The sequence below is a fragment of the Winogradskyella epiphytica genome, from assembly GCF_003217215.1.
GTDB classification, from domain to species: Bacteria; Bacteroidota; Bacteroidia; order Flavobacteriales; family Flavobacteriaceae; genus Winogradskyella; species Winogradskyella epiphytica.
Genome location: NZ_QJTD01000001.1, coordinates 1,022,514 through 1,045,006 on the forward strand (window position 1 = coordinate 1,022,514; position 22,493 = coordinate 1,045,006).

At 33.3% G+C, this 22,493-nt stretch carries 23 protein-coding genes and 1 tRNA gene; 5 read left to right on the forward strand and 19 right to left on the reverse strand.

The genetic code is table 11. The features are described from left to right. Positions 1-45: 45 nt before the first annotated feature. On the forward strand, positions 46-477 hold the full coding sequence (locus DFQ11_RS04475) for a tellurite resistance TerB family protein (protein ID WP_110474629.1): 432 nt from the start codon (positions 46-48) through the stop codon (positions 475-477). Positions 478-624: 147 nt separating this feature from the next. Here the strand turns inward: DFQ11_RS04475 and fbp are convergent, their stop codons facing one another. Next, positions 625-1,632: a class 1 fructose-bisphosphatase gene (gene fbp / locus DFQ11_RS04480; RefSeq protein WP_110474630.1), complete on the reverse strand. Its 1,008-nt coding sequence runs from the start codon at positions 1,630-1,632 to the stop codon at positions 625-627. A gap of 131 nt (positions 1,633-1,763) precedes the next feature. Between fbp and DFQ11_RS04485 the strand changes: the two genes are divergently transcribed. The 3 genes from DFQ11_RS04485 to DFQ11_RS04495 are packed head-to-tail and all read left to right on the forward strand — an operon-like array spanning position 1,764 to position 5,412. Continuing rightward, complete coding sequence (locus DFQ11_RS04485; RefSeq protein WP_110474631.1) at positions 1,764-2,243, forward strand: GNAT family N-acetyltransferase; 480 nt, start codon at positions 1,764-1,766, stop codon at positions 2,241-2,243. A gap of 29 nt (positions 2,244-2,272) precedes the next feature. Next, positions 2,273-3,523, forward strand: coding sequence for an aspartate kinase (locus DFQ11_RS04490; RefSeq protein ID WP_110474632.1), 1,251 nt, complete (start codon positions 2,273-2,275; stop codon positions 3,521-3,523). A gap of 20 nt (positions 3,524-3,543) precedes the next feature. Continuing rightward, the gene (locus tag DFQ11_RS04495; protein ID WP_110474633.1) at positions 3,544-5,412 is read left to right on the forward strand and encodes a GNAT family N-acyltransferase; all 1,869 of its coding nucleotides are present in this window, start codon (positions 3,544-3,546) and stop codon (positions 5,410-5,412) included. Between the two features lie 67 nt (positions 5,413-5,479). Here the strand turns inward: DFQ11_RS04495 and DFQ11_RS04500 are convergent, their stop codons facing one another. The 14 genes from DFQ11_RS04500 to DFQ11_RS04565 all read right to left on the reverse strand — a co-directional run bounded on the left by DFQ11_RS04500 (position 5,480) and on the right by DFQ11_RS04565 (position 19,528). Further along, positions 5,480-5,959 (reverse strand): YtxH domain-containing protein, encoded by a 480-nt coding sequence (locus tag DFQ11_RS04500; RefSeq protein WP_110474634.1) that lies wholly within the window; start codon positions 5,957-5,959, stop codon positions 5,480-5,482. 70 nt (positions 5,960-6,029) lie between these two features. Then, positions 6,030-6,416 carry a VOC family protein gene (locus DFQ11_RS04505; protein WP_110474635.1) on the reverse strand — a complete coding sequence of 129 codons (387 nt, stop codon included), beginning with the start codon at positions 6,414-6,416 and terminating at the stop codon, positions 6,030-6,032. A gap of 77 nt (positions 6,417-6,493) precedes the next feature. Beyond that, the gene (locus DFQ11_RS04510) at positions 6,494-6,949 is read right to left on the reverse strand and encodes a DUF1801 domain-containing protein (RefSeq protein ID WP_110474636.1); all 456 of its coding nucleotides are present in this window, start codon (positions 6,947-6,949) and stop codon (positions 6,494-6,496) included. Between the two features lie 24 nt (positions 6,950-6,973). Continuing rightward, positions 6,974-7,948: a 2-hydroxyacid dehydrogenase gene (locus DFQ11_RS04515; protein ID WP_110474637.1), complete on the reverse strand. Its 975-nt coding sequence runs from the start codon at positions 7,946-7,948 to the stop codon at positions 6,974-6,976. A 310-nt stretch (positions 7,949-8,258) separates the two neighbouring features. After that, a complete protein-coding gene (mgtE, locus tag DFQ11_RS04520) occupies positions 8,259-9,632 on the reverse strand; it encodes a magnesium transporter (protein WP_110474638.1) in 1,374 nt (457 codons plus the stop codon). 58 nt (positions 9,633-9,690) lie between these two features. Continuing rightward, positions 9,691-10,479 carry a 16S rRNA (adenine(1518)-N(6)/adenine(1519)-N(6))-dimethyltransferase RsmA gene (gene rsmA / locus DFQ11_RS04525; protein ID WP_110474639.1) on the reverse strand — a complete coding sequence of 263 codons (789 nt, stop codon included), beginning with the start codon at positions 10,477-10,479 and terminating at the stop codon, positions 9,691-9,693. A 122-nt stretch (positions 10,480-10,601) separates the two neighbouring features. Further along, positions 10,602-10,922, reverse strand: coding sequence for a DUF4286 family protein (locus tag DFQ11_RS04530; RefSeq protein ID WP_110474640.1), 321 nt, complete (start codon positions 10,920-10,922; stop codon positions 10,602-10,604). Between the two features lie 95 nt (positions 10,923-11,017). Then, the gene (locus DFQ11_RS04535) at positions 11,018-12,802 is read right to left on the reverse strand and encodes a tetratricopeptide repeat protein (protein ID WP_110474641.1); all 1,785 of its coding nucleotides are present in this window, start codon (positions 12,800-12,802) and stop codon (positions 11,018-11,020) included. Positions 12,803-13,181: 379 nt separating this feature from the next. Next, on the reverse strand, positions 13,182-14,453 hold the full coding sequence (gene serS / locus DFQ11_RS04540) for a serine--tRNA ligase (RefSeq protein ID WP_110474827.1): 1,272 nt from the start codon (positions 14,451-14,453) through the stop codon (positions 13,182-13,184). Positions 14,454-14,641: 188 nt separating this feature from the next. After that, positions 14,642-15,964, reverse strand: a complete 1,323-nt coding sequence (locus DFQ11_RS04545) for an HTTM domain-containing protein (protein ID WP_110474642.1) — start codon at positions 15,962-15,964, stop codon at positions 14,642-14,644. Then, positions 15,957-16,865 (reverse strand): bifunctional riboflavin kinase/FAD synthetase, encoded by a 909-nt coding sequence (locus DFQ11_RS04550; RefSeq protein ID WP_110474643.1) that lies wholly within the window; start codon positions 16,863-16,865, stop codon positions 15,957-15,959. The genes DFQ11_RS04545 and DFQ11_RS04550 overlap by 8 nt, the downstream gene beginning before the upstream one ends. Before the next feature lie 197 nt (positions 16,866-17,062). Beyond that, positions 17,063-17,695 (reverse strand): aminoacyl-tRNA hydrolase, encoded by a 633-nt coding sequence (gene pth, locus DFQ11_RS04555; RefSeq protein ID WP_110474644.1) that lies wholly within the window; start codon positions 17,693-17,695, stop codon positions 17,063-17,065. A gap of 80 nt (positions 17,696-17,775) precedes the next feature. Next, positions 17,776-18,405 carry a 50S ribosomal protein L25/general stress protein Ctc gene (locus DFQ11_RS04560; RefSeq protein ID WP_110474645.1) on the reverse strand — a complete coding sequence of 210 codons (630 nt, stop codon included), beginning with the start codon at positions 18,403-18,405 and terminating at the stop codon, positions 17,776-17,778. 181 nt (positions 18,406-18,586) lie between these two features. Further along, positions 18,587-19,528: a ribose-phosphate pyrophosphokinase gene (locus DFQ11_RS04565; protein ID WP_110474646.1), complete on the reverse strand. Its 942-nt coding sequence runs from the start codon at positions 19,526-19,528 to the stop codon at positions 18,587-18,589. 143 nt (positions 19,529-19,671) lie between these two features. Between DFQ11_RS04565 and DFQ11_RS04570 the strand changes: the two genes are divergently transcribed. After that, a tRNA-Leu gene (locus DFQ11_RS04570) sits at positions 19,672-19,753 on the forward strand. A gap of 457 nt (positions 19,754-20,210) precedes the next feature. Here the strand turns inward: DFQ11_RS04570 and DFQ11_RS04575 are convergent. The 4 genes from DFQ11_RS04575 to DFQ11_RS04590 all read right to left on the reverse strand — a co-directional run bounded on the left by DFQ11_RS04575 (position 20,211) and on the right by DFQ11_RS04590 (position 22,413). Further along, positions 20,211-20,687: a hypothetical protein gene (locus DFQ11_RS04575; protein WP_110474647.1), complete on the reverse strand. Its 477-nt coding sequence runs from the start codon at positions 20,685-20,687 to the stop codon at positions 20,211-20,213. A gap of 61 nt (positions 20,688-20,748) precedes the next feature. Next, positions 20,749-21,231, reverse strand: coding sequence for a hypothetical protein (locus tag DFQ11_RS04580; protein ID WP_110474648.1), 483 nt, complete (start codon positions 21,229-21,231; stop codon positions 20,749-20,751). Beyond that, the gene (locus DFQ11_RS04585) at positions 21,218-21,523 is read right to left on the reverse strand and encodes a helix-turn-helix domain-containing protein (RefSeq protein ID WP_110474649.1); all 306 of its coding nucleotides are present in this window, start codon (positions 21,521-21,523) and stop codon (positions 21,218-21,220) included. The genes DFQ11_RS04580 and DFQ11_RS04585 overlap by 14 nt, the downstream gene beginning before the upstream one ends. Positions 21,524-21,612: 89 nt before the next feature. Continuing rightward, positions 21,613-22,413 (reverse strand): hypothetical protein, encoded by an 801-nt coding sequence (locus DFQ11_RS04590; protein ID WP_110474650.1) that lies wholly within the window; start codon positions 22,411-22,413, stop codon positions 21,613-21,615. Positions 22,414-22,493: the final 80 nt, after the last annotated feature.

Here is a 22,493-nt window from a genome sequence, read left to right on the forward strand (position 1 = left end):
TTATATTTGTTCGGATTTAATAACAAGATACTTAAAAAAACATATATGTCATTTTCAAATTTATTTGATAGCGGATTTAAAAAACGTAACGAAGATCATTTTGCAGCAATCGTGAGAGTTGCAATGAGTGATGGTGTAATTTCGGAGAAAGAAAAAGCGTTTTTAGACCGTTTAGCGACCAGATTAGATATTTCAGAAAGCGAATACAAAGAAATATTAAAGGACTATAAAAGTCATCCAATAAACCCTCCGGCATCGTACGACAAACGTTTAGAGCGTCTTTACGATTTAGCGCGTATGGTTTGGGCTGATGATATCGAAGGACCAAATCAGCATTGGTTATTAGAGAAGCTGTGTGTTGGTTTAGGGTTTAACTCGGCCAATGTAAAGTATATCGCTGATAAGGCTTTATCCTTAGCTCATGATAAGGTAGATTTAGAAGCTTTTATTGATGGCATTAAGTCGATGAACGAGTAACCGTTAGTACGGCTTAAAAATATGAAGTGACCATAAATAACTAGTATTAGTTAAATTATGGTCACTTTTTTTATACAATTAAATGTTTCGGTTGTAGTCCGTGCAAGCCGATTTAATGTTAGCGAACCATTTTAAACCGAAAATAATTTATTGTTCGTTACGCATAAATTCTTCAGCTTTTTCCACCATATTTTTACTACCGCAAATAAATGGAACTCTTTGGTGAAGCTCAGTAGGTTCAATATCTAAAATCCTTGTGAAACCATCGCTCGCCTTACCATTTGCTTGTTCTGCAATAAAAGCCATTGGATTGCATTCGTATAATAAACGAAGTTTACCATTAGAACTTTTAGAACTCTTTGGATACATATAAATGCCTCCTTTGATCATATTTCTATGAAAATCTGAAACTAAAGATCCAATATATCTACTTGTATAAGGTCGGTCGCCTTCTTCCTCTTGGCAGTATTTAATATACTTTTTAATACCTGCAGGGAAATGAATATAGTTTCCTTCGTTTACTGAATAGATATGACCATCTTCAGGAAACTGCATATCAGGATGTGATAAATAGAAAGTTCCAATTGCTGGGTTTAATGTAAATCCGTTAACACCATGTCCAGTAGTATAAACAAGCATCGTTGAGGTTCCGTATACCACATAACCGGCTGCAACTTGTTGGTTTCCTTTTTGTAGAAAATCTTCTTTGGTTACAGGTGTTCCAATTGGCGTAATTCGTCGGTAGATAGAAAAAATAGTTCCAACTGAAACGTTCACATCAATATTAGAAGATCCATCTAAAGGATCTATTAAAACGACATATTTATTGTTGTAATTTTCATCTTGACTATTAATTGCGATAAAGTCATCTTCTTCTTCACTCGCAATACCACAAACAATATTTCTTTTTGTCATGGTTTGTATAAACTTGTCGTTAGCGTATACATCTAATTTTTGTTGGTCTTCGCCTTGTACATTAACGTCTCCAGCGGTTCCAATAATATCTACTAGTCCTGCTTTGTTAACCTCGTGGTTGACAACTTTAGCAGCTAAACGAATTGAATTTATAAGACGGGAAAGTTCTCCAGAAGTGTATTTAAAAGAAGATTGATTCTCAATTATAAATTCACCTAAGGTTTGATTTCTATTCGACATGAAATGGGTTATTGATTTATAGCTCACAAATATCGTGATTTTTAACAAACTATATCGTTTTCGAACTTGAAATAAATTGTGGTGTGAAGTCAGTTTAGATTATATTTGACCTCTCTTTTTTTTTATAGATAATGAACCAACCTCGATTAGCACAAAAGCAAGATGTACCGCGTATTTTAGAACTAATTCAAGAATTAGCCACCTTTGAAAAAGAAGCAGATGCTGTAGAATTAAGTGTTTCTCAGTTAGAAGAAGATGGTTTTGGAGAACAACCAAAATTTACCTGTTTTGTTTTAGAGGTAGAAAATAAAATTGAAGGAATGGCGTTGGTTTACCCAAGGTATTCTACATGGAAAGGTGAAGTATTGCACTTAGAAGACTTAATTGTGAGTGAAGCTAAAAGAGGACAGGGTTTAGGAACAAAACTCTTAGACAAAGTTATACGTTATGCTAAACAATTAGGTGTAAAGCGTGTGAGTTGGGAGGTCTTAGATTGGAATGACCCTGCCATAAAATTTTACGAAAGTAAAGGGGCAAACGTTATGAGAGATTGGGACGTAGTGCAATTGGATGAACAAGGAATTGAGCATTATCTCAATAATATTAATTAAAACGATTCCCGAATTTAAGGGAAATGTGTATGCGAGTTTATAAGTTTGGTGGAGCATCGGTTAAGGATGCTGAAGGCGTAAAGAATTTAGCTAAAGTATTACAAACTACAGGTTATACGAATACCTTAGTTGTGGTTTCTGCAATGGGAAAAACCACGAACGCTATGGAGGTGGTGATTAAAAATTACTTTGATAATAAACCTGAATTACAAAGTGCAATTCATGAAGTTATTAAATACCACAACCAAATTATATTGGATTTATTTGATAATGAAAACCACCAAGTTTTTAAAAAGGTAAAATTACTTTTCGATGAATTAAGTTTGTTTTTTAAGAGTAATAAGTCGCCAGATTATAATTATGTGTACGATCAAGTTATTGGATATGGTGAGTTAATTTCTTCTACTATTATAAGTCAGTATCTCAATGAAATTGGATTGAATAATAATTGGTTAGATGTAAGAGAATTTATCAAAACAGATAATTATTACAGAAGAGCTAATGTAAATTGGGAGCAAACTCAAGAGCATATTTCATCGAAATTAGATGCTTCTGTATTAAATATTACTCAAGGGTTTTTAGCGAGTGATGCCAACAATTTTACAACAACCTTAGGTAGAGAAGGAAGTGATTATACGGCTGCAATTTTTGCCTATTGCTTAAATGCTAATAGTGTGACGATTTGGAAAGATGTACCAGGCGTGCTCAATGCCGATCCACGCTATTTTGAAAATGCACAATTACTACATCAAATATCCTATAGAGAAGCTATTGAATTAGCCTTTTACGGTGCTTCGGTTATTCACCCGAAAACACTTCAACCTTTGCAACAAAAAGAAATACCATTATATGTAAAATCATTTTTAAATCCAGAAGGTGATGGTACGTGTGTGAGTAAGGTTAAGGAGCTAATTCCAGAGATTCCATGCTTTATTGTAAAGAAGAATCAAACTTTAATTTCACTATCTTCTTTAGATTTTTCTTATATCGTAGAGGAGAATATTAGCGAAATTTTTAGTTTATTGCATTTATATAAGATGAAAGTTGATGTCATTCAGAATTCAGCAATTAGTTTTTCTGTTTGTATTGATAACTTATATGATAATTTAGAGAAGTTACTTCAGCATTTAAGAGCGAAGTTTAGAGTTACCTATAACACTAATGTGAGTCTTTATACGATTAGACATTATAATACCGACGCAATTCAGGAGTTGGAGAAGGATAAGGCTGTGTTATTGAAACAATTAACACAAGGAACAGTACAGATAGTCACTAAATAAATAGTTATTACATTTGCTTCATGAGGAAAACGTCGGATAAGGGTTTAGTAACAGCTAAAGAAGTTGCAAAAGTTATTCATACAGATAAGTATGGGTTCTTAGGCACATTTTCTGGTTGGTTATTGATGAAGGTACTTAAAATAGATACCTTAAATAAATTTTACGACCGTAATAAACACCTTAGTAATGTCGATTTCCTAGATGCTATATTAGATGAATTTCAGATTAAATTCGAAATTCCTGAAGAAGACATGAAGCGCCTTCCAAAAGAAGGCCCTTATATTACCATATCTAATCACCCACTTGGAGGAATAGACGGTATTTTATTGCTGAAGCTAATGTTAGAACAACGCAGTGATTTTAAAATCATTGCTAACTTTCTTTTACATCGAATTGAACCGTTAAAGCCTTATATCATGCCTGTTAATCCTTTTGAAAATCATAAGGATGCGAAAAGTAGTATAGCGGGTTTTAAAAATGCAATTAGACATTTGCGAGATGGCCATCCATTAGGCGTGTTTCCAGCAGGTGAAGTTTCTACGTATAGAGACGGAAAATTAGTAGTAGACAAAGAATGGGAAGTTGCTGCAATGAAATTAATTCAGAAAGCTGAAGTTCCTGTAGTGCCTATTTATTTTCATGCTAAGAACAGCCGCTTATTTTACCGTCTCTCTAAATTAAGTGATACCCTAAGAACAGCAAAACTGCCTTCGGAACTATTGACTCAAAAAAGACGTGTAATTAAGGTAAGGGTGGGAAAACCAATTACAGTTAAAGATCAGCAAGAACATGAAAGTCTTGACGATTTCACCTCCTTTTTAAGACGAAAAACCTATATGTTATCCAAAACTTTTGAGGATAAACCGAAAATATTAGGCAATATTCAAAACCAACTAAAAGTTGCTAAACAACCTAAGCGAATTGTAACGCCTATTGCTCCAGAATTAATGATTGCTGAAGTAGATAAGTTACGAGATGGCGATGGCAGGTTGTTAATTAGTAAAAATTACGAGGTCTTTTTAAGTGCACCGACTGAGATTCCTAATATACTAAGGGAAATAGGTAGACTTCGTGAAATTACGTTTAGAGAAGTTGGGGAAGGAACTAATGAGGCAATTGATTTAGATAAATTTGATACTTATTATCACCATATGTTTTTGTGGGATAATGATAAAAAAATTATAGCTGGAGCTTATAGGATGGGACTAGGCTCTAAAATTTTCGAGCGCTTTGGAATCGATGGGTTCTATCTTCAGGATTTGTTTCGTTTTGAACCTGAGTTATACAAAATGATGAGTCAATCCATAGAAATGGGTCGTGCGTTCATCATTAAAGAATATCAGCAGAAACCAATGCCTTTATTCTTACTTTGGAAAGGTATTGTACATATCACATTACGTTATCCTGAGCATAAATATTTAATTGGAGGTGTGAGTATTAGTAATCAGTTTTCTAACTTTTCTAAAAGTTTGATGATTGAGTTTATGAAATCTCATTATTACGACCCTTATGTAGCGCAGTATGTACGACCTAAAAAGGAATTTAAGGTCAAGTTGAAAGATGCCGACAAAGACTTTGTTTTTGATGCTACTGAAGCCGATTTAAATAAGTTTGATAAGATTATAGACGAAGTTGAGCCAGGAGCATTACGATTGCCTGTATTACTTAAGAAGTATATTAAACAAAATGCAAGACTTGTCGCCTTTAACGTAGATCCGTTATTTAATAATGCTGTTGATGGTTTAATGTATATCAAAATAGAAGACCTTCCTGAAAGTACGGTAAGACCAGTAATGGAAGAGTTTCAAGAAGAATTAGAGCGCAAGTTTAATGATAACCACCAGGATAATCACGATGCGCCACAGGACAAAGAGAAAAACGAGAATTAATAAATTACCGCTCTCCTAGATTTATAATTAAAAAACCCAGAACGAAAGTTCTGGGTTTTTTTAATGTTTAAAGTCCTTTAAACCATTCTTGGAATTTGTCACCAAGAATGAACGTCGGTTTCATTTCGCCTCCTAAGGCACTCACTAAGCTCATTATCCAAGCGACAATTAGGACAATAGCCACGATAAATCCAATAATAGGAATCCAACCCACTAAAAGACCAATTAAGCCTAAGCCTAACATTTGTCGAATGTAGAAGGAACCAAATTCTGATTTGTTACTGCTGTTCATTATAAGCGCAATAATCCATCCAAATATGGTGATATGCGCAATGATAGCGACATTCTTTCCGTCACTTAAAACTTCTTTTGCATCATTTTTAAACTCCGAAGCTTTCTCTTTGGCGTCTCGTCCAAACTCTTTAGCATCGTTGGAAAATTCATTAGTCTTCTGGCTAATTTTATCCCCAGTTTTTCTAGCTCCTTCTTTAGCGTCGTCTAAAATATCATTTAGATCGTCTCCTAAATCTTTATTCTCATTTGACATTGTAAATTATTTAATTGGTTAGTATTATAAATTGATTACACGTCTAAATTTAGTAAAAAAAAGATTACAATTACTGAAAAGCAGCATCAATAGGTTCCCATAACTCAATCTTATTGAGTTCATTATCTAAAATCCAAGCGAATTTACCATAGTCGAAAGTTTGCATGTCACCAACAATGGTCACACCTTCCTCTTTTAAAACTTTTAGAAGTTCCTCTAAATTTTCAACTCTATAGTTGAACATAAATTGTTTTTCTGAAGGTTCAAAATACGTAGTATCCTCTGGAAAAGGACTCCATTGAGTAGAACAATCGCTTCCTTCTTTATCTTTCCACCAAAAGGTTGAACCGTAATCGTCCGTATTAAAACCTAAATGTTTTTTATACCAATCTTTTGAAGCTTTAGGATCTTTGGTTTTAAAGAATAAACCACCAATTCCTGTGACGCGTTTTTTCATTGAATTTATTTTTGCTCCCCTGAAAAAGAGAAGACAATTAAACTTATTTTAATAATCATTGGTCTTCAAAACCTCCCTTATTTTTTTATGGCAGTTTCATAGATGTTAATGTAATCGTCTGCAGACATCTTTGTGACTAATTCTCCAATCAAATAAAAAGGTATTTCGTCAATTTTCTTAAATCGAACACAACTTTTTCCCATGTCTAATTTGCGCTTACAGTGTTTGGGGTACTCTTTTACAAACCAATCGTGTAATTCTTGATTGGCATAAATGCCACTATGATAAAAGTTAATAGAATTTTTTTGTGAAGCAAAACTCATAAACGGTAATGGGATTTTGGGATCACAGTGATAACCATCTGGGTATTTTGAATGCGGTATGAAATAACCAACCATTCCATATTGAATGCCTTCTTCAAATCCTTCAGGTAAATTGTCGTTTATTGTTTTTCGTAATTTATTTAGGACGTCATGACGTTCTTCAGGGGTTTGACTAATATAATCTTCAACAGATGTAGCTTTGTATTGCATAAATTATAATTGTATTTGAGGTGTTTAGTAAAACTTATTTTTCACTTTGTTTACTATAGTTTGAGCTAATTTAATATTAGATTCTACAGACCACCCTGCCACATGCGGTGAGAGTAGAACATTTTCAGAATTGATTAAATATTGAAACGCTTCAGGCAAATTCTCAACTGAATGATGGTTGTCGCCTTCGATTGTATCTGATGGCTTAAACATATTTTCAAATGATGCTTTCTCATATTCTAAAACGTCGAGTCCAGCGCCTAAAATTTTGCCAGATTTCAAGGCTTCAACTAAGTCTTCCGTAACAACACTTTTACCACGAGCTGTATTTATAAGCCAAAACGGTTTTTTAAAATCGTTGATAAAATCTGAATTTACCAAATTTAAAGTAAACTCTGTTTGTGGTGTATGAAGACTTAAGACGTCAGCTTTCTCTTTAATCTCTTCAAGAATAACTTGCTTGGCGTTAGCGTCTCCGACATTGGTTTTAATATCATGGCAAATGACTTTGACGTCAAATCCTTTGAGTTTTTTTGCAAAAGCCTTGCCCATATTCCCATAGCCAATAATTCCTACCGTTTTGCCGTCTAATTCTAATCCACGATTTTCTTCTCGTAGCCATTTCCCTTGTCTAATTTCTCTATCCCCTTTATTGAGCTTATTGAATAGAGACAATAACATCCCTAAAGCGTGTTCCCCTACAGCGTTTCTATTTCCTTCGGGTGCTGAAATGAGATAAATCCCTTTTTTTTCTGCATAATGACAATCAATATTTTCTAAACCAGCACCGACACGTCCTATAAATTTTAGGTTAGTAGCAGCGTCTAGAAACTGTTGGTCAATGGTAAATCGACTTCTGATGATCAGTCCTTCATATTCAGAAATTTTGGCTTCAATTTCCGATTTTGAAGAGCTGTAATCTTTATGATTTGTGCATCCTAAAGCTTTTAATTCATTGATAAGAAGCGGATGATTGGAGTCTAAGTGTAGTACTTTCATGTGTGCTTCCCACGAAATTGGGAATCTGTTTTAAAAAGATTAAATTCTATAAAACCTGATAAGTATGGCTTATTGGTTTCTAAACATAAATTTAATCATAAAAATAGCTTGAAGCAAGTTTGAAACCTTTAATTGAGGCCTATTTTAAGAGAAAGTTAGGCATGTTTGCTCTAAGCACAATCGGGTATTCTTTGTTAGCAATGGTATCATAATTACTGCGTTAAGGATTGAACGGTATGTTTGAGCTCTTTTACTTTTTGTAAAAAGCGAGTAGTGAAAGCCTGACCCTTGTGGTAACGCCCAAAAAATATTAAATACCTAAAATAAGTTTTGCGATGAGAAAATAGGTTAAAATTCCAAATACATCATTGCTCGTTGTAATAAAAGGACCCGTCGCCACGGCAGGATCAATACCTCTTTTGTCTAAAAATATAGGAATAAAAGTGCCAATTATAGCGGCCATTACAATCACCGTTACTAGAGCAATACTTATGGTAAATGAAACCATATATGTAGTGCCAAATATAAAATGAGTAATTAATATGGCGATGAGTGCGATGGCAATTCCATTGACCAATCCAATTAAGAATTCTTTAAATAAGCGTTTGAATATTTTACCATCTATGGTGCCATTAGCTATACCCTGAACTACAATTGCTGAAGATTGAACCCCAACATTTCCTGCTGTTGCTTGAATTAATGGTACGAAACTTAGAAGTATAATAAAATCACCCATGTTGACATTGAACTGCTCAATAATAGTAGCCGCACCAAGACCTCCAAACATACCTATCAATAACCATGGTAAACGTGCAATGGTTAACTTGAATACACTATCATCGGCTTCAACGCCACGAGAAATACCTGCGGCTAATTGATAATCTTTATCGGCTTCTTCTCGGATCACATCTACAATATCATCAATTGTGATACGGCCTAATAAGACCTGATTGTCATTGACAACCGGTATTGCTTCTAAATCGTATTTTGCCATGATTTTAGCCACGTCTTCTACATTATCGTTAACATGTACCCAATCCACATTTTCTTTAGCTATATCTGCTATTTTTTGATCACTTCTAGAAGTAATTAAATCTTTTAATGATAATCTTCCAATAAGCTGCTCTTTTTTATTAACCACATAAACAGAGTGAACACGGGTCACATCTTTTGCTTGACCTCTAATTCTACGTAGACATCCAGCAACGGTCCATGTTTCATAAACTTTTACAAGTTCTTTTGCCATGAGTCCACCAGCCGTATCTTCTGGGTAAGCTAAAAGTTCTTGAATTTCCTCCCTATGATCAACGTCTTCTATCTGTGAGATCACTTCAGCTTGCCTGTCTTCTGGAAGTTCGGCAATCATATCGGCAGCATCATCGGTATCAAGTTCCTCTATTTCTTCGGCAATCTCTTTATTAGAAAGATTTTTAAGAACCTTTTCCCTGATGTCCTCATCGAGTTCAATTAATATTTCTGAAGTCGTTTCAGAATCTAGAAGCTTTATGACATAAACGGAGTCTTCAGGATCTAATTCATCAAGAATATCTGCGATATCTGCGTGGTGAAACTCATTTAATAAGGCTTTTAATTTTTTGTCGTTTTTATCTTCAACTAAGACTTCTACCTGTTCGATAAGCTCATCAGTTAGTTGAAACTGTATTTTTTCTTGGATTTCTTCCACGTGATGATAGATGTATTTTCTTATGCCTTAGATAAGGATCTTTATGGCAATAAGGAAGTTAATTAATGTCGTTTTCAATTAACGAAGTGAGCTCTATAAATGCCGAAACACTTAACTGCTCTGGTCGCTGCCCAAAGATAGTATTTGGTTTTAGATTATCCGAAAGATTGAAGATTTTTAAGCTGTTTCTCAATGTTTTTCTGCGTTGTTGAAATGCCGTTTTTACCACCTTAAAAAACAATTTTTCATCGCAGGGTAACGTGTAATTTTCTTTTCGTTTGAGTAACAAAACGCCCGAATCTACTTTTGGTGGTGGATTAAAGACTGTTGGGGGTACGGTGAATAAATATTCGGCATCATAAAAAGCCTGAGTTAATACAGATAAGATGCCATAAACTTTTGAGCCTTCTTTGGAACAAATTCTCATCGCCACCTCTTTTTGAAACATTCCAGAAAATTCTGGGATTTGATGTCGTAACTCTAAGGTTTTAAATAGAATTTGAGAGGAAATATTATAAGGAAAATTACCAATGATTGCGAAAGGTTTGTCTTTAAACACGAGGTTTAAATCGTATTTTAAAAAATCCTTTTCTATAATTCTATCCGCAAGGTTGAGGTAGTTGTTTTTAAGAAACTCTACCGATTCTGTGTCAATTTCAATAACATGTGTGGTCGTATCTTTCTTGAGAAGGTACTTGGTAAGTACCCCCATTCCTGGTCCAATTTCTAAGACATCGTCGTAGCCTTTATAAGACAAGCTGTCTGCAATGTCTTGGGCTATCGATTCGTCCGTTAAGAAATGCTGACCTAAATGTTTTTTTGCTTTTACTTGGTTATGATTTGCCACGAATACTTGAATTATTTAATTAGTTGTTTATAAAGAGACGTTAGCGGTATAAATTTGTCTCTTTATTTGGACTTCAAAATGAGATGCGATTCATATGATTAATGACCTCTACCGTTCTTAATTTATTTGAATGTAACCGAATATTCATCTACAACCTCTAACTCTGTCCTAAAGGAAAGCATTTTATCTCCAAAACGTTGTAAACCATCTGCTTTTAATCGCTCCGCATGATCAGCGTAGTAAGATTCTAATGCTTCTCTTGAATCCGCTCTGTACTGTACAGAATAAGTTTCGGCGCCTTCATCATCTACTAATACTTTAGTAAGTTTAGCTTCAACGAATTTACCTGTTGCTAAAACTTGTGGTATATGCTCTTTTATCCACTCTAACCATTCGGTATGAATGCTCTTATCTATGTTAAGGGTAACGTTGTATATGATCATGATATAGGAGTTAAAAGTACAAAAGTATGAATTTAGAGACGAAGTGGGCTTTGAATTGCGTTTTATAGTTCAATCAGCTTTGAGCTTAAAAACAACTAATTGATGGTATCTCCTCGCAATAGTCTAAACTTTCGCCGAGCTTCAATGAAATAGATACTGTCTTGATGCTCAAAAATGATTTTTTCATACAAAGTTTTAGCCTCTTCAGGTTGCGCTAAATGCGTGTTACAAAGTTCGGCTAAATAATAATGAGCATCATCTGATAAAATACCATCACCATAATCGCTTATAATTCGTTGGTAATTCGTTTCGGCTTTATGGTATTGCTTTTTTAGTTCGAAAAGTTTAGCCTGCTGATAAAGTGTTTGATCAATAATGCTTTCACCTTGATGTTCTTCAAGTATTTTATCTAAGAGTGTAATCGCCTCATCTGTTTTATTTTGAAAAGCTAATAAATCTGCTTTTGCATAATGCTTCAATGCGGTTTGAGTACTGTCTTCATACTTATTATCTGAAATCATTAGTTTTAATTCTAAGGCATCATTAGCTATTAATTGTGATGTCGATGACTTTAGGATTTTTAGTTGTGATTCTGCCCAATCAAAATCACCTTTATAATAACTTGTTTTAGCGACCTTAAATCGTGCTTCTTGAGCAATCGGACTGTTTTTAAGATTCACTTGAATTTGAGAATAAAAAATTAACGCTTCATTAAACTTTTCTTGAAGGACTAATATATCTGCCAAAAGTAATTTTACTTTGGCTTCTTGAAATTTAGAGAGGTTTTGTTTTAAACTCTCTCTTAGAAATAGTGTTGCAGTTTGTGTTTCTTTTAAGTTGAAAGCTAAGAATTTTCCAAAGGCTAATTGTAGAGGTATGGTACGTTCTGATCGACCAAATTCAGCGAATAACGAATGATAGGTTTTGTCAATTTCCGTTAGCATTTTCTCGTCAGCATTGTTGGTGTCAATTTCTAAGATATACTGATGCGCCGTTAAAGCCGTGGTTGCATTTTGGGTTGTTTGTAAAATATAGTTGAAAATGCTTTTAGCAGTATCATCGTCCTTATCGTTATGAGCTATGACTGCTAATTCGATAATCCGATCTAAACTTTCTGGCTGACGCATATATAACGCTTTCTCTTGAATGAAAGATTTATTATAGGCCTTTTCCTGTACATACAACCAGCTCAGTAATTCGTACCAATAGGTTTTAGGCTCTTGTTGAATTTTTTTTAAGAGTAATCGTCTAAGAAATATATTATTTTCGTTGTCTTTGTTTTCGGAAATAAAGTCGCTGATTAAACGTTTTATGGTGTTGAGGTAATTAGGTTGGTAATCAATGTATTCAATATAGTTGGCAAACATTTTTTCTATATTCCCTTGGTCACCATAGATTCTGGCCAACTGAATGCTGTAGTCTCTATCTGGTGATAATACCTTTCCTTTTTCGTAGGCTTTTATGGCGTAATCTAAAAGTGAATAATCTTCAAATTTTCTACCAATCGAATAAATATAATTTGGGTTTTTATCTACAAAGCCTAAAGCATCTTCATAAAGTTGATTTGCATATGTGATGCTGTCTTTAAGTTGATAATTGTAACCTAAAGTGATAACCATAGCCGGATTTTGACGTTTTTCTAATCGTTGTCGAATAAGATTTTCGGCATCATCATATTGTTCTAATTGCTGATGGATATCAACAAGTTTGTAGGTGAAGTTTGAATTATAAGGTTGTTCCTTTAGTAGATTTTCATAGATGATTAAGGCTTTTTTGAATTCACCTTTTTTATAATAACTATCAGCTTGTGCCTCGCTACTTTGTGCGAAAGTAATAGAACCGCTTAGTATAAAAAGCAGAATGAAATATAACCTAGGCATTTTTGTCTTTTTGTAAATATAGCGAATACCTTATTTGGAAATTCTAAAAATAATTATAAAAAAAATGTCTAAACATTGAGTTTAGACATTTTGACCAGTTAAATAAATGTGCTATTAATCATTATTTTGTAAATATGATTCAAGTATTCAAACCTGGTTGCGTTTATATATTTTAATTATTAAAAAAGTATTTTGCTTGCGATAACTATTAACGAAACGAGCAAAACAATTCGCTTAACATTTTTCATAATCAGGAGATTCACTTTTGGGTGCTACTAATGTCTAAAAATATATTAGATAATGCGGAGAAATACATAATTAATCGATAAAAAGCGCAATTATTTAACATTTATAGTTTGAAATAGGTTTAGATTAATACCTAAGAGATCATATCAAAACCTGTATAAGGTATTAATACATCAGGGATTTTTATACCATCTTCAGTTTGATAGTTTTCTAAAATACCCGCTAAAACTCGAGGTAGTGCTAATGAACTTCCGTTTAGCGTGTGACATAATTCGTTTTTACCTTCACTGTTTTTAAAGCGTAATTTTAAACGATTTGCTTGGAAGGTCTCAAAATTAGAAACAGAAGATATTTCTAACCAGCGGTCTTGGGCTGTAGAGAATACTTCAAAATCATAAGTTAAGGCAGAAGTGAAACCTAGGTCTCCACCGCATAGCCTTAAGATTCTATAAGGTAATTTAAGTTCTCTTAATAGTCCTTTTATATGCTCTACCATTCCGTCTAATGCTTTATATGAATTGTCTGGATGTTCTACACGTAAAATTTCAACTTTATCAAATTGGTGTAAACGGTTTAACCCGCGGACGTGTGCACCATAGCTTCCGGCTTCACGTCTAAAGCAAGGAGTGTAGCCAGTAATACCTATTGGTAAATCGCTTTCGTTTAATAAGGTATCTCTAAAAATATTTGTTGCCGGAACTTCAGCTGTTGGAATCAAGTATAAGTTATCAGCTGTGACATGATACATTTGACCTTCTTTATCTGGCAATTGCCCTGTTCCAAAACCAGAAGCTTCATTAACCAAATGTGGGACTTGGTATTCTTTGTATCCTGCTTCAGTATTTTTGTCCAAGAAGTATGAAATAAGTGCGCGTTGCAATCTAGCTCCTTTTCCAATATAAACAGGGAATCCTGCACCTGTGATTTTATTACCTAATTCAAAATCAATGATGTTGTACTTTTTTGCTAATTCCCAATGAGGTAATGCAGCACCATGGAGTTTAGGAATATCGCCTTCCCTGAATGTTTCCTCATTGTCCTCATCAGTATTACCAGCTGGCACAATAGGATTTGGTACGTTGGGGATTAGATATAATAATTGTGATAGTGCTTCAATTTTATCATTGAGCTCTTGCTCTAAGTTTTTAGTTGTTTCTTTAAGTTGAGTTGTTTTCTCTTTTAAAAGGTTAGCCTTTTGAGTTTCACCAGACTTGAACAAGTTTCCAATTTCTTTAGATAAGGTATTCGACTCCGCCTTTGTATTGTCTAATTCAGTTTGGAGTGCTCTACGATTTTCATCTAAATCAATCGCTTCATTAATCATTTCTGTAGCATCAATATTTCGTTTTGCTAAACGTTCTATGATGTCTTCTTTATTTTCTCGAATAAAAGCAACTTGTAACATATCTTTAATTTTAGTTAAGGCCAATTGGCGCAAGAAAAACAAGAAACAAAAGTATAAAGAAAATGACCAGGAAAAAACTTATAAGTTCTGTTTTATGATTAGAATTTAGAAATGTATAATAATAGTATTATTACAGGTATAAATTCCTGCTTCATATTTAATAATAAATACCGAAGATAGAGTGGAGGTTAGTTAAACTCTTTATGGGTTGAAGGTAAAATCCAATCGTGATGCTTAAAGTGATGCCATTTTTCATTAGCAAGGTCAACTTTTGGATCTATTAGTTGTTTTGATGCTTTTCCATTAACACTAACAAACGATTTTACATACACCTTGACAGGAACTCCTTTTTTCGCAAAGTCTTTTTTGAGATGTTGAGCAAACTGCCAAATAATATCGGGTTTATTACTTGCACCACGTTGCTGTTTCTTGGTTAAATAATCATCTAAATCAATGGTAATAGCTTCATTCGTATTGGTATTAACAACAGAATAAGTGGTACGACCTCCTTTAGACCGTAACATCATTCTCCAGGATAGACGATGACCCTCTTCCGTCCATAGAACATCATCTTTAAAAAAATGATGTCTTAGTGGCAGCGCTACTTGAATTATAAAATAAACAGAAGCGATTGAAATCAGCACAGGCTTGTATTTAGGTACAAAAACGTCGTGAGCTTCGTAAAGTGGTTTCTTTTTTAAGAAAATATTTTTAATGGTTTTGGGTTCGAAAAAGAATAAGCTAAATGCTAAAGATAAATAAGGGAAAATTCCAATTTGAAACACAAACGAATTAAACAAGTGAAAGAAGATTGAAGCAAAAAACGCATATTTTCTTGTCGGCTTATAAAGTAATAAAGGAATGATTAAACCATCAAATAAAATGCCGCCGTAGGCCATGAAATAATGTGCTGCTTTTTGTTGCAATAACTCACCCACTACATAGTAATTTGATTTGCTTCGCATTAATATTTCCATTACAGTGGCGTCTAGCCAATCTGGATATAATTTCGCGATAGAAGCATAAGAATAGAGTATAAATAACTGAAGAACAAAAACCCATTTACACCAACTAGGCATGGATAATTGTTTTAGAGAGGGATTTTGTTTTACATCTAGTGAAACATAACGGTTTGCAGGGAGAAATACCATTATAAAACTCAATAAACATAAGAGATAATAGTGATTATTATAGGAGGATTTTTGCATGAGATAAGTGGCTGACCACATTAGGGCAAACATGAGCATGCTAAATCTGTATTTATATCCTAGCATGATAAATAAGCCAAAAGTTCCCATGACCATAAAATAGACATACATCCAATTTCCTGGAAGCGGTTGTAACCATTCAAAACCAATAAATGAAAAGGTGAATTGAGGTTCAATTAAAGTACGTCTTAGCCATCCTGTGGCTATGGCTCCAAAAGCCTCTAAAGCACAGAGTAAACCAAAGACGATTCTAAAAACAATAAGTCCTGAATTGTCAATATGTTTGAATAAAAATTTATTCATTTAAGGTATCTATATAGGCCTTTGCATTTTGCATATCCGTTTGGAGTTGAAGTTTTAGAGCCTCTAAATTTTCAAATTTTTGCTCGCTTCGAAGACGTTTCAGAAATTCTATTTTCAATTCAGCACTATAAATATCAGCGTTAAAATTGAAGAAATGAACTTCTATAGATCGCGATTTACCATCTACCGTTGGATTTGTACCAATATTCATCATTCCAAAAATAGTTTTATCATCAAAATAGGATTTAACGACATAAACTCCATCGCTTGGAATTAACTTATAAGTTGCTGTAACCTGAATATTTGCAGTAGGAAAATCAATGGTTCTTCCTAAGCCTTTACCTTTAATAACAGTGCCTGTGATAAAAAAATTATAACCTAAATATGAATTGGCTAAATCGACTTTACCATGATCTAAAGCTCTTCTAATTTTTGTAGAACTCACCGTAACATCTTCAATATCTTGCGCTGAAATTTCTTGAACTTTAAAATCAAAACGCTTCGCAAAAGATTTAAGATCGGTGATATTTGCGCTTCGGTTTTTACCGAAATGATGGTCGTAACCAATGACTATATGTTTGGTATTAAGCTCATCAACTAAAATACCTTTAACGTAGTCTTCAGCAGATAGATTAGAAAATTCTTTGGTGAACTCTTTTACAATTACCTCTTTAATTCCCATTTTTTTTAACAATTCTACACGTTCTTCAATGGTGTTCAAGAGCTTTATAGAATCGTCTTTTTGAAGCACCATTCTTGGGTGAGGAAACAAGGTTAAAACAACAGGAACATAACCTTGTTCTTCAGCAAGTTTTACTACCTGTTTAAGTATTTTTTGATGACCAATATGAATGCCATCAAAGGTGCCTATCGTTGTTACTTTTGCTAGAATCGAAGTCAAGCCTTGAGATTTTGGATGGTTGATGATATAATTTCCTATTCAATTAAAGGTAAAACAAAACTACATTTTGTTTTGTCATTAATCCTATTTTATTGGTAATTTAAGTGATTAGATATTTCAATTGTGGGACATTTATTGCTGAACTATTCATTAGAAATGTTTGAATGTTCTTTTAGGTTTTCAATTGAAATCTACGACTATTTGCCATTAAATTGGTTCATAGTGTTGTTGACACCTGCTAATGCGAAAGATTTGATAAGTTCTGCAGAAACTTTTAAACGTTCATTAAGAAGCTTATTTTCTTCGTCATTCCATTCTCCTAACACATAGTCGACTTGACGGCCTTTGGTAAATTTATCACTGATGCCAAATCTGAATCGGTTATACTTCACCGTTTGTAGTTTATCTTGAGTGTCTTTAAGTCCATTATGACCACCATCACTACCTTTTGTTTTTAATCGAAGTGTTCCAAATGGTAGGTTTAAATCGTCAGTGACAACGAGTAAATTTTCCATGGGAATCTTTTCTTTTTCTAGCCAATATTTAATGGCTTTTCCACTGAGATTCATATAGGTGCTAGGCTTTAAAAGAATTAATGTGCGACCTTTAATTTTTAAAGTACAAATATCTCCTAGCTTGGCAGTTTCAAAGGAACCGTCACGGGTTTCCGCTAAATACTCGAGAATTTTAAAACCGATATTATGTCTAGTGTTGGCATATTTGTCACCTATGTTACCAAGGCCTACGATTAAGAATTTTTTCATTTTCTCTTCTTCTGTGAGTTCTGTTTTAATACTGGGAGTAAACCATTTTGTAAAAAACGTACACATGGTGTGTTTTTCTTTTTTATAAAAATAAAAAAAGCATCCTATGAATAGAATGCTTTTTTATTATTTGAAATAGTTATAATCTATTCTTGTGCAGCTGCAGTGTCTTCACCTTCAGTTGCTTCTTCATCTTCTTCTTCTTCATCGTCATCAGCGTCTACAACAGCTAATCTACTACGTCTTACTTGACATACTACAGTGTTGTCAGGGTGTAAGAACTTGTAATCTTTACTTTCTAATTCAGTGATATATAGTTTACTACCTATTCCTAAGTGAGTAATGTCTATTTCGATTGTGTCAGGAAGTAACGATGGGATCGCTTTTACTCTTAACTTACGGTATGGAGTTCTTAAGTTACCACCATTTCTAACACCTTTAGAAACACCTACAAATGAAACAGGAATTTCCATAGTGATTTCTTTATCCTCAAAAATTTGGTAGAAATCCACGTGGATAATTCTATCTGTTACAGGGTGAAATTGAATATCTTGCATAACTGCGTTATACTCTTCCCCATTATCCAATGTAATCACAACTGTGTGCGCATTAGGAGTATATACTAATTTTGAGAAAGCTAATTCTGGTGCTGAGAAATGCAAAGCTTTGTCTCTTCCGTATATAACGCAAGGAACCTGACCAGCATTACGTAAGGCTTTAGTTGCTTTTTTGCCTACGCTTTCTCTTTGAGATCCATTAATTGAAATTGATTTCATTGTTTGAAATGTTTGTTTATTAAAAATTTAATTCCCTCATTTTGAGGGCTGCAAATTTAGAAATTTTATATGATATTATTGCTGTAAGATCGCGTTTTTTTACAAAGCCGCTATTTCTTGTGGTTTAATGGCTACGTTTTAGCTATTTTAACTACTATTAACTCTGTAACAAACAGGTGATTTACATTACAAATGTATTACTTATAGACTTATTGTGGTGTACATTATGCATCACGTCTGCAAATAAGTTAGCACAACTTAAGACACGTAATTTTTTGCTCTCTTTTCTTAAAGGAATAGAGTTTGTTACTATAAGTTCTTCAAGTTTAGATTTTTCTAATTTTTCGTAAGCGTCTCCAGATAAGATAGGGTGTGTACAAATCGCTCTTACACTTAATGCACCTCGCTCCATCATTAAATCTGCAGCAGCAGTTAAAGTACCTGCGGTATCTACCATATCATCTACTAAGACCACATTTTTTCCGGTAACATCTCCAATAAGTTCCATATGCGAAATGATATTCGCTTTTTCACGTTGTTTGTAACATATAACAACGTCGCTTTTTAAAGCTTTAGAATAGGCATAAGCACGTTTAGAACCTCCCATATCTGGAGAAGCAATTGTAAGATTGTCTAAGTTTAAGCTCTGTAAGTATGGTAAAAATATTGTTGAAGCGAATAAGTGATCTACAGGTTTTTCGAAGAATCCTTGGATTTGATCAGCATGTAAATCCATGGTAATAATACGAGTTGCACCAGCAGCTTCGAGCATTTTGGCTACTAATTTTGCTGCAATAGGAACTCTAGGCTTATCTTTTCTATCTTGTCTTGCCCATCCGAAATAAGGTATCACAGCTGTGACGTGTCTGGCTGAAGCACGCTTAGCGGCATCAATCATTAAAAGCATCTCCATTAAATTTTCTGGGCCAGGATGCGTTGAACCAATGATGAACACACGTGATCCTCGGATAGATTCTTCATAAGATGGCTGAAATTCACCATCGCTATAAGTTGATGTAATTACATTGCCTAATTCTGCTCCATAGGCTTTAGCAATCTGTTCTGCAAGGTAAGTGCTCTGTGTACAAGCAAAAAATTTTGCTTCTGTAGTTTTGTAAGACATTTGTTATTAGTTGTTTAGTTGTTGTAGTGAAGCTTTTTTTGTTGCGTTCAAATTTAGATAAATATTTTTTCTACTTAAAGTATAAAACCTACTAATTTTAATAGTTTGCGAGAAATATTTTTATATTTTTGCGTTCCGAAATTGCTCAAGTGGTGGAATTGGTAGACACGTTGGATTCAAAATCCAATGTCGCAAGACGTGCGGGTTCGATTCCCGCCTTGAGTACTTATAATTTCTAAAAATGCCCTATTTTCAATATGTTTGAAGATAGGGCGTTTCATTTGTGCCGACATAGTGTACAACAATTGCATAAAACCTAATTGTATTTAATGAACTGGTATCGATTTAATTAAATTAAATATACTGGTTAAGATCATAAGTATATTATTCATTCAATAAACTAAGCCCCCCCTTACAAAGTTGCCGTGAGTATTATTCTGACTAAGTGGCGATGTACACTATTTTAAAAGTCTAGTGATTATACCCAACCCCTTGTTTTAGATTTGAAATAAAAATGTGTGTGAACTATATATACACTCTTTTATTAACTTTAGTATAAGTATATTATATATATAATACACCTACAGGTTGATTGCTATACACCTACAGGTTGATTGCTATACACCTACAGGTTGATTGCTATACACCTACAGGTTGATTGCTATACACCTACAGGTTGATTTTATTTTAAAACATATTGTTGAATTTCTTTTGTGTTGTTTCTTATATTCTCGAAAACTGTTTCTCTTTCCTGTTCTGATAATTCATGAGGTATTTTGTAAACATTGTGTTCCGTAGTAAGTATAAAATCCCCAACATCATTTTTATTTAAAAATACAGACCCCTTATCTAAATACGGACAATAAATAAGTCGTTGGTTTGTCTCATTTACTATTGATATTAGTTTGAGTGTTTTTAATAATTTAATTGTTCTATTTATATGATTAATAGATACATTAAATATTTTAACAAAATAGTCATCTTTTGCATAACATGGTTTCGGGTCGAATTGATTTTTTTTATTGTTGCACAACCCTCTTATCAAACAAAATAAATCTCTTTGAAATGGTGTTAAAAAAATTGGAGATTTTTTATTTGAAGTTAGTTTAATCAACCATATTGGAATAGCAATATATTGTTCTTTTTGATTTATATTCATTATCTTTACTTTGTATTAGCGTAGCCAGTTAGTGCAATTTGAACAAAAGAAAAGAGCCGTTTTATAAACGGTTCTTTTTTGTATAAATATGTTTTATGTAATGATCTCTTAAAAATAGAAGTAGGAGGGTTTTATCAGTTATGTAGAAGTCTTTAAATATATCAACTACAAACTTCTTTTTTATATCGGATCCATAAACAAAAATGAGGTGTTGAGGGTTTTCAAAATCTTTACCTTTATTTGTTTTAGTTATAAGGTTTAGTGTTCTAGGAATATCCCCATAAAATATATTAGTAATGTTTGAATTGGCTAAACCTGTTTTACTACTTCTTACCCATGCATCAGATTTAAAATATATCCAGTATTCAAAAAACCGACTTCGATCATGAAAACCATTGTCTAGTTCTAAACGTGCAATATCAGTTAACAATGTATTGTTTTGTGTTACTGGTGTGATTCGTTTAAAATCTATTCGGGTGCCATCTTTATTACTAGACGTTTTTTCATATACGCCCCTTATAAAATCAATATTAGCCGTTTCCATTGCTATGTGATTTATTAGAATTATAAAGGGTTTCTAGTACCTCTTTTCGACTAAAATATGTTTTGTTCCCCATTTTATAGGGTTTCAAAATTTGTTTATGAACCCATTCATGCAAGGTCACGTAGGATATTTTTAAAAGGTTTGCCGTTTCTTTTCTAGACATAAAGTCGTCGGGTTCCTTTGGCGTCCAGTTGGTTTTTAACTCATCTAATTGAGCCTTAATTTTTTCGTCGATGAGGTTTGCCAGTGCATTAGGTGTAGTGCCTAAGAATTGAATTGTTTCAGTTGCCATAATATCTTATTTATTTGTTATTATGGTAAAACTAAGACCTGAACTAGTAGATAATAGAAGTTAAATAGTAGTTATTAATCTACTCTTACTTAATTTGTTCTTTGATACTCAAAATCATTTAATGTATCTATTAATTTAAGTCTGTATTCTTTAGGTATATGATATTTGAATTTTGGCTGTTTTGTGTCTTTGAACTCATAAATATGAGAGAAATTCTTATTCCAATACTCGGCAAATTTTCTATGACCTTTTTTAATTCTATAAGGTAAATCTGCAATTCTCTCAAAAGTTGTATCTATCCATAAATATTGATATAAACATGCTATCGCTGTACTTTTATGAGGTTCGGTTTCTATCCAGTTACTCACGGCGAACATGAAAAATTTTTCACTATCTATATTTTCAAATGTTTCTCTATCAAAATCAATATCTTTTAGGGTTGTTATATTTTCTTTTATGTATTCTTTTATCTCTTTTGCATTATTAATAGAATAGTAGTTTGTTATTAACCAGTCGATAAGTTGTACACGTAAAATGTTTTGAAGTACTTTTTGTGCCCTTGCTGTATCGTCTAGAACCCTATATGTAGAAATAAAAATATAAAGGTTTTCATCTTGTTTGAACTCAACAAATCCATTTTTAAAATAAACAACATCTTTAAAACCCTCATTATATTCGAGATCGTATATAGTGTGATATTTAATTCTTTCAAGTTCTCGAGTTATGTTTTCATTAGTAACACAAGTACTTATTTCGTCATCTAAGTATATTTTTTCATCCTCAACATAATTATCTAGTGTTTTTTTGAGATTGGATAAATTTTCTTGAATTTGTTTTTTTTCATCCTCGTTAGGTATCCAAATACCCCATTTATTAAAATTAGATTTCATTTTAGCCAGTTTGTAAATTGAACGTAGTACTTTAACTACATAGAGTATTGAGCCTTTTTAGTCTTTTCTTTATGAGTTAA